Annotated in this window: 10 protein-coding genes; 6 read left to right on the top strand and 4 right to left on the bottom strand. The window is 59.9% G+C overall.

From position 1 onward, the window contains the following. Window positions 1–162: 162 nt before the first annotated feature. The gene (locus tag FHS09_RS17430; RefSeq protein WP_183462263.1) at window positions 163–2121 is read right to left on the bottom strand and encodes a glycosyl hydrolase 53 family protein; all 1959 of its coding nucleotides are present in this window, start codon (window positions 2119–2121) and stop codon (window positions 163–165) included. A 667-nt stretch (window positions 2122–2788) separates the two neighbouring features. Here FHS09_RS17430 and FHS09_RS17425 point away from each other — a divergent pair. The 5 genes from FHS09_RS17425 (at window position 2789) to FHS09_RS17405 (ending at window position 10355) form a co-directional block, all read left to right on the top strand. Then, on the top strand, window positions 2789–5611 hold the full coding sequence (locus FHS09_RS17425) for a TonB-dependent receptor (protein ID WP_183462261.1): 2823 nt from the start codon (window positions 2789–2791) through the stop codon (window positions 5609–5611). 205 nt (window positions 5612–5816) lie between these two features. Beyond that, the gene (locus FHS09_RS17420) at window positions 5817–6779 is read left to right on the top strand and encodes an alpha/beta hydrolase (RefSeq protein ID WP_183462259.1); all 963 of its coding nucleotides are present in this window, start codon (window positions 5817–5819) and stop codon (window positions 6777–6779) included. Between the two features lie 430 nt (window positions 6780–7209). Next, complete coding sequence (locus FHS09_RS17415) at window positions 7210–8718, top strand: tryptophan halogenase family protein (RefSeq protein WP_183462257.1); 1509 nt, start codon at window positions 7210–7212, stop codon at window positions 8716–8718. A 2-nt stretch (window positions 8719–8720) separates the two neighbouring features. Then, window positions 8721–9161, top strand: a complete 441-nt coding sequence (locus FHS09_RS17410; RefSeq protein ID WP_183462255.1) for a hypothetical protein — start codon at window positions 8721–8723, stop codon at window positions 9159–9161. 33 nt (window positions 9162–9194) lie between these two features. Then, on the top strand, window positions 9195–10355 hold the full coding sequence (locus FHS09_RS17405) for a glycoside hydrolase family 53 protein (RefSeq protein ID WP_221192088.1): 1161 nt from the start codon (window positions 9195–9197) through the stop codon (window positions 10353–10355). Window positions 10356–10403: 48 nt separating this feature from the next. Here the strand turns inward: FHS09_RS17405 and pgi are convergent, their stop codons facing one another. From pgi to nhaC, 3 genes are all read right to left on the bottom strand, one after another. Beyond that, the gene (gene pgi / locus FHS09_RS17400; protein ID WP_183462253.1) at window positions 10404–12023 is read right to left on the bottom strand and encodes a glucose-6-phosphate isomerase; all 1620 of its coding nucleotides are present in this window, start codon (window positions 12021–12023) and stop codon (window positions 10404–10406) included. A gap of 1186 nt (window positions 12024–13209) precedes the next feature. Then, on the bottom strand, window positions 13210–14253 hold the full coding sequence (locus FHS09_RS17395) for a DUF3549 family protein (protein WP_183462252.1): 1044 nt from the start codon (window positions 14251–14253) through the stop codon (window positions 13210–13212). 4 nt (window positions 14254–14257) lie between these two features. After that, window positions 14258–15754, bottom strand: a complete 1497-nt coding sequence (gene nhaC, locus FHS09_RS17390; protein WP_183462251.1) for a Na+/H+ antiporter NhaC — start codon at window positions 15752–15754, stop codon at window positions 14258–14260. A gap of 328 nt (window positions 15755–16082) precedes the next feature. Between nhaC and FHS09_RS17385 the strand changes: the two genes are divergently transcribed. Further along, the gene (locus FHS09_RS17385) at window positions 16083–17255 is read left to right on the top strand and encodes a 1-acyl-sn-glycerol-3-phosphate acyltransferase (RefSeq protein ID WP_183462250.1); all 1173 of its coding nucleotides are present in this window, start codon (window positions 16083–16085) and stop codon (window positions 17253–17255) included. The last annotated feature ends 11 nt before the right edge of the window (window positions 17256–17266 follow it).

The following is a 17266-nucleotide window of genomic DNA, read 5'->3' as shown; positions in this document are numbered from 1 at the left end:
TCGCGAACAAGCTACAGTATTCACAGCGTGTCCCGCAACGGGCACCCATCCGGCGCCCCGATCTGAACCTCGAGACTTAAGTCATAAATTTCGAATGCCGATCAGTTCGGGTAACGAGTGAGCCCGCTTACGCGGGCTCGACTGCATCTCACTGGTTTCAGATTATTGACAGGAAGTGCCCTGCAACTGCGACGCGGGTGTCGAGGGCACGGGAAGGCCAGCCTCTCGGGCAATGCGCGCATATTCATCCATGGACGAGTTGGTGTAATACACGCCGTTGCTGTAGTTGAACGGCCTCCGATCGCCATACCCTGCTGGCTCCCAGATAAAGGTACCCACACCCATGTCGTTGGGCAGGCTCAGGAAGGTGTTGTTGACCAGATCACGGCGACCGTCGGTGTACTCACAGCTCATCACGGGCTTACCCGTGGTGTCGATGACGTAGTTGAACATGTCCCACCAGTCTCCACCGTTGTTGGTGGTTCCGTAAGTCGAGCCGCACACCACGTCCGCATCGATCGGCGGATTGCTGCCAAACACTCTGTCCACCCAGAAAGGGAAGTCTCCGTCCGGGCGCGGCCGGCCATGATGCGCCACAACGGTGATCTCGGGATCGGTCTCGCGCACCGCCCGGATACAGGAGTTGATCACACCGGAGAAGCCAGCCCAGTCGTTATAGGAATAACCCGACACATGAGTATTGTTTTCGTTGCCGCATTGAACCATATCCGGCTTCACGCCCGCAGCCACCATCTGATCGAGTACGTCTTTGGCGTGGTTGTAGGAGGCCGCCCGTATTTGCGCGTCGCTCATTCCCTGCCACTGGGACGGTCTGTACTGTTTGCCGATGGATGCCCAGGTGTCGCTCAGCATGAAATCGAGAAAAACACCCATGCCGCAGGCTTTAACCCGCTGCGCCAATTCAATGGTGTGCGCGGTATCGCCCCAGTTTTCCGTGGGACCGGCACCGGAATAAAGGTTATCCAGATAGCCTCCCGGGCATTCCGGGCAAACAAAGGTGCGCAGGCGGGCAAAATTGAAGCCGTGGTCCACCAGAATACGCTCAATGGATTTGGTTTGTCCCTGATCGCTGTAGCTACGGCCAATCGATTCATGTTCCAGGGTCCATGTGATAGCGGCACCCAGGATGTAATCGGGCTTGAAGACACCACCCGGGGGGGAACCGCCGCAGTCGACCGCCTGCGGGCTGTCGCCGGTCACGCTTAACGAATCGATATTGCCCAGCCCCTCGCCGGAAACTGCCTCCAGGCGGATTGTGTTCTCGCCGGCGCTCAAGGCAATATTTGCGCTAGACGATGCCCAACTGGTCCAGGCGCCGGTGGAGGGGAAATCCACTGTGGCCACTGCGTTGCCATTGACTACAACACTGCCCGCACGGTTGTTGTCCGAGGTGTTCGCGTAGCGCCATTCCAGTTGATAGCTCCCGCCCGCGGGCACTTGGACACGCCACTCGACGCCGTTGCCCATGGCGTTGTCGGTGTTGGCGAAGCCGCTTCCGTTATAGCCTGAGTGGTTGCTGTCGACCGAGCCATCCACGTCACAGAAGCCAGTGCCTTCCTCGATCACAAGCTCGCCGGGGCCACCGCCGGACACCCATTCAAAGACCACATCGTCGAAGCTGCTCCACTCGCTGTTCTCGGTCGTTATTCCCAGTTCACAACTGCCGCCGCTCACCAAGATATTGTCAACGGCTACCTGGGCCCAATTGCCCCAGGGACTGGAGGGAATGGGGGTTGAGAAGCTCTCGCCGTCGCAGTAGGCCCAGAGCCAGGCCCCGGCGGTTTCGCCGCCGACGGTGTAGGCCGACAGGCGGTAGGTTCCCGCCGCCAGTCCGGTTACCGCCTGTTTGGTCTCGGCCGTGTAGGAAGAACTCGACGACCAGTGGGTCAGCCGGCTGCCGCTGCGCCCGTTGGACTCGGTAAACTGGGCCGACGCGTCCCCGTCCAGCGTCCAGCCGCTGGTACCGCTTTCGAAGCCGGGATTAGTCAACAGGTTTTGTGAAAAGGAGAAGGGCGAGCAAGCCAGTAAGATGAAAAAAAGTACCAGGGTTCTTGCCAACTCACCGCTCTGCGCGAATCTGTGTCTTATGTTGTCAGTCATTGTTGTTCCTCGATAGTAGGTTTTTGTGTGAAGCAACCACCGATTTAAATGATCCGCCAGGAATACCTCTGAACAACGCTGCGTTTGCGCCCGGCGACATTCGTGGGTGCTTTTTGTGGCACGAGGAAAAATAGGAAAACAGGACGGGAAATACGTACGACTTGTAACAGAAATCAGTTGCCGCGCAGGGCTGCGAAATGCGGATACTGGGGGGCCATCCTCTTGTATAGACCGCGGCCTGGTTTCTCTCTCGTCGCTCTTAAACCGTCTCTTATTATTCTTTTATCGCCTCCCACCATGATGGGAGGTAAAAATAAAAGTTATATTTATCATATAAAACGGGCGAAATACTTGACGATAACGCCGAGTTTTTCAAGGGGCTTGTCGCGTGCTTCTACGACTTGTGAAGCCGCCGGTGCAATCACAGAATATCGATGAGACGAACGGAGTTTACCTTCACAATTTATTTGTGTAATGTCGGATTTATCAGACAAGTTATGCCTGATGGCTGGTACCCTGCCAATGAGGAAGGCCGGGTGTTGGCACAGCGGTGAAGTGGTTAAGTAAAAAATAATATAACCAGCCGGAGAGAGAGAAGACCATGCCTAAAAAAAACGAACTTTCAAAAGCGATATTGGCATCAATGACCGCGATATATGGGGCAGGAGTGGTTGCTCAGGACGAAGTCAGTCCGCCAATGGAAGAGGTGGTCGTTGAGGGAATTCGCGCCAGCCTGAGCCGGGCGGCGGATCGGAAACGCGACGCCAATGTAATCCAGGACAGCATCGTCGCCGAAGACATCGGAAAATTCCCCGACCAGAATGTGGCGGAATCCCTGCAGCGTATCGCCGGTGTTTCCATTTCCCGTGTGAACGGCGAGGGCTCCCAGGTAAGCGTGCGCAGCTTTGGCCCCGAGTTCAACGTGGTCAAACTGAACCACCGCACCCTGGCCACTGTCAACGGAGGCCGCAGCTTCGATTTCCAGATACTGCCTTCCGAGTTGATCGGCGGTGCCGACGTCATCAAAACCCCGAGCGCGGATCTGTCCGCCGGCAGTATCGGCGCCTACATCAATGTGCGCACCGCGCGCCCGCTGGACAATGCCGGCTTCCACGCCACCGGCTCCACCAAGCTCAACTATCACGGCCTGGCCGAGGATTCCAACCCGGAAGCGGCGGGCGTGGTCAGCAATACCTTTGCCGACGACACCTTCGGTGTCCTGGTGGGCGTATCCTTCAAGGAAACCGACGGCCGTATCGACAACTACCGGACCAGCCACTGGCATCAGTACGCGTCCGGCGGCTTCGGCTTGCCCATGGGCGATGACACCCTCGGCGAGGACGGCAACCCCACCAGCCTTGAAGGCAGCCGCGGCCCCGGCCGCACCATTTTCAATATGGTGGACGAGAACCGCGAGCGCACCGGCGGCAACGTCGTCCTGCAGTGGGAGCCGAGCGAGAATTTCTCTTCCACCTTCGATGCCCTCTATACCAAGCTCGACCGGGAGTTCCTGGGTTCCGGCCTGCAGGTGCCCATGCAGCACTTGGGTAAATATACCCGTGCCGTGGTCAGCGATTCCGGCACCCTACTGGAAGCCACCATCGCCGACACCGATGTGGAAATGAACGTGGACTATGGCCTGCAGGAGTCCACCACGGCCGCCTACGGCTGGAACAGTGTTTTCAACAGCGGCAATCTTACGCTGGAAGTCGACGCCTCCTGGTCCAGGGCCGAATCGACCTTCGAGGGCGACAACACCACGGCCCTGCACTACACCCGCTTCGACGAAAACGGCGTCGCCCAGCCCAGCGAAATCATTCTGGATTACCGCAACGATATCCCCAGCTTGAGCACCACCGGCTCCCTGGACGTGACCGATATCTCCAAGGTCCGCGCCGCCTGGCAGCGCTATGCGGCCAGTGAGTCTGAAGACGAAGTGAAGGAACTCAAACTGGATGCTCTCTACGAGATTGACGTGGGCGTGATCAAGTCGGTCAAGGCGGGGGCCGCCTATGCTGGTCGCACCATCGAATTCAACGAATTTGGTACTGAGTTTGATGCCGAAACCGGGGGGGCAGACTGGGGTGGTGGCGGTGCCGTCATGTGGATCGGCGATGGCAGTACCTGGAACCCCGATACCAATCTCGGCGTGCTGCCGGCGGACGTTCTGGAACTGAGCGACAGCAACTTTATGGACGGCGAAGGCGGCAACTTCCCGCGCGAGTGGGTACAGATTGCCGACCACGAAGCCTACCGCGCGGCAACCCAGGCCTATCTGGAGCAGGCGGTGGCCAACGGTGATGACTGGCGGGCGGCGCTCGTCAACGCCGGCTGGGATACCGTATACCCGGGCGCCGGTGGCAGCTACGGCAATGAAGAGGACACTGTTGCGGCCTATGTGCAATTGAATCTCGAAGGCGAGCTGGGCGACTACGCCTGGTCGGGCAACCTGGGCGGCCGCTATGTCTCCATCGAAAACGCCGCCAGCGGCACCGCTTCCACCATCGACCTGTTGACACTGAACGAACAGTCCTCGGACCTGCCCGAAAAGGTCCATAATGCGGCTATTACCTCTGCCAAGTCCCTCACCTTTGAGACCAGCGAGGAATACTTCCTGCCCAGTGTCAACTTCAGCCTGAATTTGAACAACGGCAACTACCTGCGTGCCGCCGCCGCCAAGACGATTACCCAACCTTCTCTGGCCGACAAGCGCGCCAGCTTGAATGAGAGTCCGGGGCTGGAAAATCCGACGGTGACCATCGCCGGCAGCAATCCCCTGCTGGAATCCTACCGGGTCAACCAGTTTGACCTGTCTTTTGAGCACTACGCCGACAACGGCTCGGCATACTCCGTTGGCTATTTCTATAAAGACATTTCCGACTTTATTTCGACCCTCACCACCGTGGGTCCCTGGGACGGCCCCATAGCCCAGGACCTGGCCGATGCCTATGCCGCCAATGGCCAAACCGTGATATTCCAGTCGGAGCGCAAGGAAAATCGTCCCGGTGGCAAGGTTCAAGGTATTGAACTGGGGGTACTGCACTACTTCGACAACCTGCCGGGCATCTGGAGTGGCCTGGGTATCCAGGCCAATTACACCTACGCGGACAGCGAAGACAAGGATGCGGCCCCGATCAACCTGCCACTGGTGCCGGAGCCGGGTAATGTCCTGGAGGGTTTTGCAAAAAACTCCTACAACCTGGTGGGCTTCTACGACAAGGACCGCCTGCAGGCGCGTATCGCCTACAACTGGCGGGATGAATTCATGAACAGCCGCTCCGGCGACGGTCTACAGCCGGAATATACCGATGCCTACGGCCAGTTGGACCTGAGCCTGTCCTACGATGTGACTGATAACGTGACCGCCGCCTTTGAAGCCATCAATGTGACCAACGAAACAAGGTTGCAGTATTTTGGGCAGCGCGACCGCGTCAGCCTGGTGCAGATGTCGGGGACGCGCTATCAGTTAGGTATCAGGGCAAGCTTCTGAGCTTGTTCGCGCAAGTGTTTCGCAATTGTTGAGCGGGTGTCTGGAGACTTCCGCCGACTATCTCCCCTCCCGTTGTTGTTGGATTTTTGAGGCTCCGCTGGAGCCTCTTTTTTAGTTAAGTGTATTGATAGGCTGGCAGTAAATATTCGTGGCTTAAAAATTGTATTAGATTTTTAAACAGATTAAAAAAAGAGGGAAAATCCACATGCGCCTGCTGATCTTATGTGTACTTACCCTTCTACCTGCAATGAAAATTGCCGCCCAGCCACCGGGGATTCCCGATGGATGGTCGGATGGCTATGTATATGCGAACGGAATCCGCATACATTATTACCGCGCCGTCCCGGCGCCGGGAAAACCGGTTGTCGTGATGGTTCATGGGATCACGGATATTGGACTTAGCTGGACCACCCTGACGTGGAGGCTGCAGGACTCATATGACGTATATATGATTGATGCTCGTGGGCATGGTCTGTCAGATCCTTTCACCGCTGTTGATGATGGTAATACGCTAGTGAAAGACGTGGTGGCGTTCGTGCAGGCGATGAACTTCGAGAAACCGATCCTTATGGGCCACTCAATGGGCGCCGCCACGGTAATGCGGGTGGGTGGGGAATACCCCGATCTGGCGAAAGCCATCGTCATGCTGGACCCGTGGCTGGGGCCCTGGCCTCCCCGCAGTCGTGATTCCACGGAGCGTGAAGAAGAGAGAAAAAGTGCAACAAGTGACGTCGGGAAAAACGAAAACTCGCAACCGGATCACCTTTCCGTGAGCATGTCCGGGGCTCCCGAAACACTGGTGGTACAGAATAACTACAGCTTCGACGAACTGGTGGCGACCTGCCACCACAACACCCCAAAATGGGACCCGGTGGATTGCCGGTATTGGGCGCTCTCGAAAAAGCAATATCATGGAGCCTACACCACTGAAGCGTGGCAGGTAATGTCGGGCACAATGAGAACCGGAGAATCACTGGCGAAGATCCCGGTAGCCGCGCTTATTCTCAAAGCGGACACCTCGCCGGAGCAACGAAAAGTCCACGAGAAGGCGGCCAGCGTAATGCGGAAAGGTAAGCTGGTGCACATCGATAATGCGGGCCATAACCTGCACCACGACCAGCTGATGCCTACCGTGGAGGTTCTGAAGGAGTTTCTATCGACTATCTAGTGTGGTGTAAGGTACTAAATGCGGTTATCAGAGCCCCCCAAAATGTTCACAGGAAGGCGCCGCTCGCAGGGAATGGCTCGCCCTTTTCAAGAGCGGCAACGCAGCTGTGGGCATTTTGGGGGGCTCCCTTCGGGCGGGCCGCTAAGCAGCCATCTGCGGCGTTGCATTTGCTTGCCGTAGCGGGCTACGCCCGCGCAAATGCGCCTTGCATCTGGCCGCTTAGCGGCCCGCTGATATCCGCATTTAGTACCTTACACCACACTAGAGTCACCCAAATGTACCAGGCCGGTGGTTGATGAACCGGGAGTTGTGCAAATTGTGAGAGGTAAGTGGACTATCAACCTTTTGGGTTATCTAAATGAGTAAGTATAGCAATATGCCTTTTGCAAATCAGATCGGGTGGTCAATGTACTATTTTTTATAATAACTCATGCTTATCAAGCACCGTCCAATCCAATCCTGGGTCGTCGTCGGTGGCGGTACTGCCGGCTGGATGACCGCCGCTCTCCTTGGCAAGGTACTCGCCGGTACCGGTGCGAGGGTCACCTTGGTGGAATCACCGGAAATCGATACCATCGGCGTGGGCGAGGCCACGGTGCCTTCATTCGTCGACTTGCTGAAAGTACTGGGTATTCCCGAACCGGATTTTGTCCGCGAAACCAAATCCACCTTCAAGCTGGGAATCAAATTCACAGGCTGGCAGGGCCCGGAACACAGCTACTGGCATCCCTTTGGAAACATCGGAGCCAGAATAGACGGCCAGCCGTTCTTCCACCAATGGCTGAAAAGTCAGGCGTACGGCAATAGCAGCGGCTATACCCGCTACTCCCCCTCCGCGGCCATGGCCCGGGCGCACAGATTCTTTATTCCCGATCCGCAAAAACCCAACAATCTCACCCGCATGGGCTACGCCCTGCATTTCGACGCCAGCTTGGCGGCCCGCTATCTCGCCGGTTATGCGCAACAGCAGGGAGTAAAGCGTATCGCGGGTCATGTGGTCGATATCCGCCAGGGCAGTGACGGCCGGATAGAAGCCGTGGCGCTGAAAGGGGGTGGGCAGCTGCAGGGGGATTTCTTCGTCGACTGCAGCGGCCAGCGCGCTCTGTTGCTGGGCGATGCCCTGAAGGTGGGCTACTGCAACTGGCACGAGTATCTGCCGGTGGACGCTGCAGTAGTGGTGCAGACGGAAAAGAGAGGAACGCTGCAGCCCTACACGGAAGCCATCGCCGAGGAGTACGGCTGGCGCTGGCGTATCCCGCTGCGGCATCGCACGGGCAACGGCTATGTCTTTTGCAGTGACTACTGCAGCGGCGACCGGGTTGCGGAACTGTTGCTGAATAACGCCGGCGGCAGGCCCGTCGGCGATCCGCGCAGGCTCCGCTTTGTGGCCGGCAAGCGCGAAAAAATGTGGCACCGTAACTGTGTTGCCATCGGCCTGTCGTCCGGGTTCCTGGAGCCCCTGGAATCCACCAGCATCTATCTGGCGATGCGCGCGGCGCTCAACCTGGTCAAACTGCTTCCCGGCCGGGATATTTGTCCGCACACGGAAGCGGAGTACAACCGCCTGATGGATATCGAATATGAAAGTATTCGCGACTTTATCGTTATGCACTACTGCACCAGCCGGCGTGACGACTCCCCTTTTTGGAAAAGCTGGCGCCAGCGGCCCATTCCCCCATCCCTGGAAACCAAGCTGGCGCTCTACAAGAGCCAGGGCCGGCTGGTGCACAACGACCTGGACCTGTTTGCCGAGGACAGTTGGCACGCGGTGCTGACCGGTATGGGTGTTTTTCCTCGGGACTACTGCCCCGCGGTGCAGGCTTCCGACCCGGAAAAGACCCGCGCTCTCCTGGACAGGATTGAATACTCCCTGGAGCATTCGGTAAACCAGCTGCTGTCCCACGAAGAATTTTTGCGACGCTTTATAGCGCCACAATAGCCATGCCAATCAAGCCCCTGATATTGTTCGCTCTGCTTCTGGCCCTTCCCGGCGTCGGTTTTGGCGGTGAGGGAGGGAAACAATTCGATCCGGAAGTCTTTGCCTTCGACTGGGAGTTTCACCGGGGAGACCTGCCATGCCGGCAAGTCGAAGCGGCCGCTGAAGTCCGCTGGCGGAAGGTGCAGATTCCCCATGACTGGTCCATCGAAAGCTCCACCGGCGGATCGCCATTTTTCGAGGAATCCGGCGATGCCTATGATACTGGCTACGCCCGTGCGGGCGTCGGCTGGTATCGAAAAGCCTTCCATGTACCGGAATCGCTGTTCGTGGAAAGCCCCGAGCCCAGGCGAACTGGTGGCCGTTGGTTACTGGCTCGTAAATGGGGAGGCGGTAGCAGCAGAAAGATCTGTATTGGCGACCACCGGCGCGGCAGCATCCACTGAGTTGACGGCTGAGCCGGTTGTGAGAGAGCTGGGATGAGAGCGCAGCAAGGAGGTAAACAACAAAGTGCAGATGAGGCCTATAAAAAAATGATTAATCGAATATTCTCAAAGTGGGTGACCATTACCGTCGTGGTGGCGTTTGTCCTTGGGCTATCGGGAAATCGGGTATGGGCCGCAGATAGCGAATATGCGATCGGAGCCGACCTGTCCTTTCTCAAGTCCGCCGAGGACCGCGGGGCCGAGTTCAAAGACGGCGGCGCCGTGAAGCCGGGCCTCGAGATCTTCCGCGACCACGGGTTCAACTGGGTCCGCCTCCGGCTGTTCCACTCACCCGACCGGCTGCCCAATGACCTGGAATACACCATCGCGCTGGCCAAGGCAGCCAAGCATCTGGGCTACAAGTTCCTGCTCAACTACCACTACTCCGACACCTGGGCCGACCCGCAGAAGCAGTTCATCCCCGCCGTGTGGGAAGGACAGTCGCACGGGGAGCTGGTCGATTCGGTGCGCGCGTACACACAGGAAACGATGGAAGCCTTCCGCGAGGCCGGCGCTTGGCCGGATATGGTGCAGCCGGGCAACGAGGTGATCGACGGCATGATGTGGCCCGACGGCCAGCTCTCCCAGGAGGGCGGCTGGGACCGCTTCGCCGACCTGGTCCGCGCCGCAATCGAGGGCGTCGAGGCCGCGACGACGGACGACGTCGATTCGCCGCTGATCATGATCCATATCGACCGCGGCGGCGACATGGAGCGCACCAAGTGGTTCTTCGACAAGTTCCACACCTACGGCATCGACTACGATGTGATCGGCCAGAGCTACTACCCCTGGTGGCATGGCACCCTCGCCGAGCTCAGGGCCAATTTCGCGTTCATGGTCGAGGCGTACGACAAGGATATCGTTCTGGTCGAGGCCGCCTACCACTGGCGCGAGTCGGGCGAGTGGGAGGACGCCCCGCGCGCGGACGCAATGGAATACCCTCAAACGCCCGAAGGCCAGATGCGATACTGGCTCGACGTGGACGCCGCCGTCCGCGCCATCCCGGGCGGCCGCGGCAAGGGCGTCATGTGGTGGGAACCCGCCGTCGGCAACTTCCGCGGCATCGGGAGTCGCGGGATGTTCGACGAGGACGGCAATGCCCTGCCCGCGGTGGGCGCGATCCAGGCCCGACAGCGCGAGGCAGCGCCGCGGTAAGGCGACATACCCAGGCACCCGCTCTCCACAGTGTGAAACCGTTTCAACTCAATTGTCGGGGAGCAGCATCCTCACCAGCCCCCGGGTAGAGCCGTCCCAATCCTCCGGCAACGCTCCCTGCGCCGCATCGAAGATGCGGCTGCCGAGCTGTTTGCCCAGTTCCACTCCCCACTGGTCGAACGGATTGATATCCATCAGGAAGCCGTGCACGAACACCTTGTGCTCGTAGAGTGCCAGCAGCGCGCCCAGATTGTGCGGGTCCAGCTTCTGCAGAATCAGAGTGTTGCTGGGACGGTTGCCCGGGACCACCTTATGCGGCGCCAGGGCGTGGATTTCCCGGTGGGTGTGGCCCTCGTCCTCCAGTTCACGCCGGGCCTCGGCCAGGGTCTTGCCGCGCAGCAGCGCCTGGCTCTGGCTGATGCAGCAGGCCAGCAGCCACTTATGCTGCTCTTCCAGCCCGGAGGTGGGCTCCTTGATGGCGATGAAGTCCGCCGGGATCAGATCGGTGCCCTGGTGTAGCAACTGGTGGAAGGAGTGCTGGCCGTTGCTGCCCTCGGTGCCCCAGATCACGCTGCCGCTCGGATAATCGAGCGCGTGGCCCTCGCGGTTCACGCCCTTGCCCAGGCTCTCCATGTCCAGTTGTTGCAGCCAGGCGGGGAAGCGCGTCAGGCGCTGGGCGTAGGGCAGCACCACCTGGCTTCCGGCGTCCCAGCACTGGCGGTACCAGAAGTGGATCAGCGCCAGCAATACCGGCAGGTTTTCAGCCAGCGGCGCCTCGGCGAAATGCCGGTCCACGGTGTGGGCGCCGGCCAGCAGTGCTTCATAGGTCTCGAAGCCGCAGGCCAGGGCGATGGGCAGGCCGATCGCGGACCAGAGTGAATAGCGGCCACCCACCCAGTCCCACATGGGAAAGATATTTTGCGGGGCTATGCCGAAGTCCTGGGCGGCGACGATATTGCTGCTCACCGCGACAAAGTGTTGTTCCAGCTGATCTTCCCGGCAGCCCGCATCCAGTATCCAGCGGCGCGCGGAGAGTGCGTTCTGGCGGGTCTCCAGAGTGGAAAAGGATTTTGAGGCGACGATAAACAGGGTCTGCTCCGCGGGCAGTCGCGACAGAGTGTCGCTCAGGTCGGCGCCGTCGACGTTGGCCACGAAATGCACACTGATATCTTCCCGCTGCCAGGGGTACAGCGCCTCCACGGCCATGCGCGGGCCCAGGTCGGAGCCGCCGATGCCGATATTGACGATATGACGGATGGGCTCCCCGGAGAAGCCCCGCCAGCGGCCGCTGTGTACCTCTTCCGAGAACCGCTTCATCTGGGTGCGGCAGTCGGCCACCGCCCGCTCGTGTTCGTTTTGCGGTTTGCCCTGGAAGCGCAGGGCAGTATGCAGGGCGGGACGGCGCTCGGTGTTGTTCACCTCGGCGCCCGCCAGCAAGTCGGCGATCGCCTGCGGCAGTCCGAGCTGATCCGCGCAGTCCAGCAGCAACTGCAGGGTATCCTCGCCCAGGTGGTTCTTGCTGTAGTCGAGATAGAGGCCCGCAGCTTCGAGGCTGAAGCGCTGGGCCCGGTCGGGATCGGTGGCGAACAGTTCGCGCAGGGACCATTTGTGTTGCTGGTGGTGGGACTGGAGTCGGGCGATGGCGGCGGAGCGGGATTCAGTTGTCATAGCGGTGCGGATTTATTGGCTCGTAAAAAGCCGCTTATGCTAGCCGCAAACGGGCCTGTCGGCCAGCCTTGGAAGAGTTCAAGCGGGCTCTCAGAGCCTGTTGGAATTCTTTGTTTTCCCGCCCTAAGTACGGGACCGGTTGGGGTGCCTCTTTCCGGGGCACGGGCCCTTTAATACATCCCTGTACGCTCGTTATCGGCATCCATGTCTCATACGGCCCCGGAAAGAGGCCCCCCGGTCTTGGAGAACCCTACGCAAGATTCCAACCAGGCTCTCAGCGGGTTTTTCACCCTATGCTGCCAAAAGCCCAAAAATATAGCGGCGTAGAAAATGCAAATGCCGCTCCGAAAAGCGGCATTGTTAGGGCACCTCTGCACAAGTCCATAGCTTCTCAGCGGTTCTGAAGCGTGCAGATGCAAGGCGCAGCTCGCCGCGAATGGCCTAGCCCTTTGCAAGAGCTGCAACGCCGCAGATGCATGCTTCAGGACCCGCCCTGCGGGGCTTTCAGAGCGATTCACACTCTACGTTGCGACTTTTTGAAAGGTCTAGACATTCCTGCAAAGTCGCGCCTTGATTGTGAACCGCTCTGAAAGCCTGAGAGGCCATGGACTTGTGCAGAGGTGCCCTAGGCTTGCCGGAAAGTAATCTTACTTGACCACTTTCATGCAGCGAACATTGTCGGAAGCCATCCAACAATCCGCGTCTGCGGGGCAGGCCATTGACAGCGGAATTTGTTCAGAGCCCGGAGGGCAGTAAGCCGGCGGGACTGGCGCTGCACAGCAACCTGCCAAAACCAGTGCACTGATAATTCCGATTAAGTACTTGGCTGGAGTGAAATTCATCCCCTAACTCCTTTCCGTTGATGTTAGCCATTAGCATAGACAATAAAACGTCACCTGTTTGGTCTGCTTTGTAAAAATCTTTTCTACAAAGATACCGCCCAATGGAGTGTAATAGGCGCACGGTTAAAATAACCGCCAGGGGGAAAGTCTGGATAAATTTTGTGCCAGTTTGGCGTGACAAAATACCTAAATTTGGAGGTTTGTCCGCCAAATCGCTCTGTAGACTATTGCGGAATTTCCGAAAATTTTTTTTGTAAAAAACTGTAAAAAAATTTCTTTAAACCCATGGTGGCTTTGCGCGTCAAAATATTTTTGTGTTGCCGGAGCGCCCCAAGGTATCCGGGCTAGTGGGTCGGCAGCGAGCCCCGGAGCAGTATTCCGAATGCGCGCGCCAGGGATTCCGGGCGCGCCGGGTTGCGCAGTGCCCCCAGCAATATCGGGCGCACTTGGGGCAGGAACAGCAGGTCGGTGAGCAGCAGGTTGAAAGTTTTCTGGTCCAGGTTTTCCGCCAGCGCGGCGAGCCAGGGTTCGGCAATTTCCGCTCGCTCCAGATCCCGCGGACAGCGGCTGCCGATGGCCGCCAGTACTTCTCTGTCGCGCCCCGCCGAACCCAGCAGGAGTTCGCGCAGAAATTCCCGGCGCAACCCACCGGCGACCGAGTGGGAAACACCGCGAACAGCGGCGGCCACCGGGGTGTAATCCGCGGTGCCGCCGGCCAGTTGCGAACGGGCGCGGTCGATGATCCCCGCCGCCAGCCGGTGATCGATGGCCTCGTTCTCCAGGCACTGGCACAGATTGATAAATACCGGAGCCGCCAGCCTGACCATTCTCTGTTGCAGCAGCGCGCCGTGCTCTTCCCAGCGCGCCGCCAGATCGGCGACGCCCTGCAGGGCCAACCGGTCCCAGGGCCGGGTGTCCGGGTCGCGGCAGTACTCCAGCATCGCGGCGTAGTGCGCGCTGGGGGGCCGCTTCAGCAACAGGCCGGCCCGGGCGTGGAAGCTGGCGCGGCGCTCCGGCAGCGGATCGAATACCAGCTCGCTGCGGTCCAGGACGCTTTGCAGGCGCGCGGCCGGGTCCCCGTCACTGTCGGCGCACAGTTGCTGTGTGAGCTGGCGCAGAAAGCCATCGCGCACCGGCAGTTGCAGTTTTCCCTGTTCATCAAGGGGCAGGCGCAGAAACCAGACCGCGGGTTCTCCGCCTTCCTCCGGCCATAGCAGCAGCCCTGTCCAGGCGTGGCGCAGGTAGGGGTGCGGCCAGGGTGAGCGGCCGGATTCGAAGGCCTCGGCCTGGGTGCGGGTCAGCGGCAGTATCCGCCGTCCCAGATCGAACCAGCGCAGCTTGAACTGCGCTGCGGCGATCAACTCGCCGAGGGTGTCACTATCCTCCATCGCTCTACTGGGGCTGAGCATGTGCCTGTGCCACGGCGGAAGTGTCCGTGCCGGCAGACAGCGGCATCTGTTTGAAGTGGAACCAGCCGTAGCCGATGGCCAGCAGTGGGCAGAGGAGGTTGAACAGTGCGAAGGGCGCGTATGTAAAAGTGGCGATGCCGAGGGTGGCACTCATATAGGCGCCGCAGGTATTCCAGGGAATCAGCACCGAGGTGATGGTGCCCGAGTCCTCCAGGGTGCGCGACAAGTTGAGACCGTGCAGCCCCTTGTCGGCGAACGCCTCGCGGAACATGCGCCCGGGGATGATGATGGCCATATACTGGTCGCCGGCGGCGGCGTTCATGCCGAAGCAGGTGAGCACGGTGGAGGTGATCAGGCCGCCGACGGTTTTTACCCCCGACAGGGCCCAGTTGACGATGCGCTCCAGGAAGCCGGCCCGCTCCATGGCGCCGCCGAACGCCATGGCGGAGATGATCAGCCAGATGGTGTTGAGCATGCTGCTCATGCCGCCCTTGGACAGCAGCGCCGCCACATTCTCGTTGCTGGAGGTGGATTTGTAGCCGTCGAACAGGCTGATCCAGGCGCCTTTGAGCAGGTCCAGGGCACCGCCTTCTCCCCCCGCCAGGCGACGAGTGCTCTCCGGTTCGAAAATTACGGCGATAACACAGCCCACCAGTGCGCCGATAATCAGCGTGGGATAGGCGGGAATCCTGCGCCAGGCCATAAACAGCAGCAGCGCCAGCGGCAGCAGGCTCACGGCGGAGATATTGAATTCGTCCTGCAGGGCGTTCAGCATCAACTGGATATCCGCGGCGGAGGCGCTGCCGGTGTCGGCGGCGAGGCCGATCACCGCAAAGGCCACCAGGGCCAGCGCGAATGCGGGCATGGTGGTCCACAGCATATGACGGATATGCAGGAAGAGGTCGTTGGAGGTCACCGCGGCGGCCACGTTGGTGGTGTCGGACAGCGGCGACATCTTGTCGCCGAAGTAGGCGCCGGAAATTACCGCGCCGGCGGTGATCGCCGGGGACAGGCCGAGCGCCCCGGCGATGCCCATCAGTGCCACGCCCAGGGTGCCGGCGGTGGTCCAGCTGGAACCGATGCTGAGGCCGACCACGGCGCAGATAATACAGCTGGCGGCATAGAACCACTGCGGCGATAGTATCTGCACGCCGTAGTAGATCATCGACGGGACGGTGCCGGCGAGAATCCAACTGCCGATCAGCGAGCCCACAGCCAGCAGGATCAGGATGGCACCGAACACCAGGCCGATGCCGTGCAGCATGCCGCCTTCCATATCGTTCCAACTGTGGCCGTTCTTCATGCCCATCAAAGCGGCCACGCCGGCGCACAGCAGCAGGGCGATCTGGTTGGGGCCGTAGGAGGAGTCCTCGCCGAAGAAGAACACGGACAACGACAGCAGTGTGATAAGAATCAGTAGCGGGATCAGCGCATCCAACAGGGTTGGATTGCGGGGCTCGGCGGAACTGGGCTGGCTCAAGGGCTACTCCTGGACTACTGCGGGGCCGCGGCGGCCCGGAATCATTATCGTTATCGTTGTTTTTGCCGTCGTCGACGGGAATAAGCCGCCTATTCTCCCGGCTGTGGCCGGGGAAGTCCACTTTGGCGAGGTCAGTGGTTGGTGGCCAGTGGTGAATTGAATTTCGCTGGTCCGCTTCCATTCCGCCCATCGCCGACCACTGGCAGTTCTGCGGCGCTTCCGGTATGTTCTGCGCCCTGCCCGGCGACCCCGGCCGGGGTAGAGTTCCTGTCCACAAATAAGCAAATTAAGAAAGCCGCGCTTTGCGGCCAACTGGTGTAGTGAGAGCATGAGAGCGAGTGAGTTGGATCCCGCCCAGTTCGAGGATATCCGTCCCTACCGGGACGACGAGGTGCGCCCGGTGCTGGACCGGCTGATCGCCGATCCGGAGATGTCCCGCGCGCTGGCGCACTTCCTGGTGCCGAGTGCGGCGCGTATGCTGGAGCGCCCGGTGGCCTGGCTGGTGCGCCAGTTCGTGCGTTTCGAACTGCGCAAGGCGCGGGATGTGCGCGGCGTACAGGAAGTGGTCGACAAGTACGTGGACCGTATCGTCGAGCGCACCACCAGCGAATTCTCTATCTCCGGCCTGGACAGACTGCCGCGGGACCGCGCCTGCCTGTTTGTGAGCAACCACCGGGATATCGCCATGGACCCGGCGCTGTCCATCGTGGCCATGTTCCGTGAGGGGCACGAGACGTCGCGCATCGCCATCGGCGACAACCTGCTCACCAAGCAATTCGCCACCGATCTCATGAAGCTGAACAAGAGCTTTGTGGTCAAGCGCCAGGCCGGCAGCCGCCGGGAGAAACTGGCCGCGGCCACCCAGCTATCCAATTACATCTATTACTCCGTAGTGAACGACAACGAACACGTATGGATCGCCCAGCGCTCCGGGCGTGCCAAGGACGGCATGGACCGTACCAATCCGGCGCTGGTGGCGATGTTCGCGATGACCAAGGACAAAGAGACCCCTTTCGCCGATTTCTGGCGCAAGCTGCATATAGTTCCTCTGTCCATCTCCTACGAGTGGGACCCCTGCGATGCCAGCAAGGCCAAGGAGCTGTATATTACCGAGCACCAGGAGGAGTACCGTAAGGCCGAACACGAGGACCTGGGGACCATCGCCCGAGGGATCACCGGCCCCAAGGGGCATGTGCACGCCGCCTTCGGTACGCCGATCGAGGGGGACTTCAACGATGTGGCCTCCGTCGCCGAGGAGATCGACCGGCAGATTATCGGCAACTACGTACTGCACCCAACCAACCTGATCGCCTACCAGATGGTCTACGGCGAGGCGCCTGACCTGCCGGTCTCCTATCCGGCCCGGCCCTGGCACCCGGACGAGCATGAGGCGACGCGGCAGAAATTCGAGAAGCGCATGGCAGACATCGATGAGCGCTGGCGCGAAAAGGCCATCCGCGCTTATGCCAACCCGGTGGTCTCGCGCCTCGCCTACGAGTAGTCACTGGAAAC

This window comes from Microbulbifer rhizosphaerae (assembly GCF_014191725.1).
Lineage (GTDB): Bacteria > Pseudomonadota > Gammaproteobacteria > Pseudomonadales > Cellvibrionaceae > Microbulbifer > Microbulbifer rhizosphaerae.
Note: the sequence above shows the minus strand (reverse complement) of the source record. Positions and strands in the feature narration are given on the sequence as shown.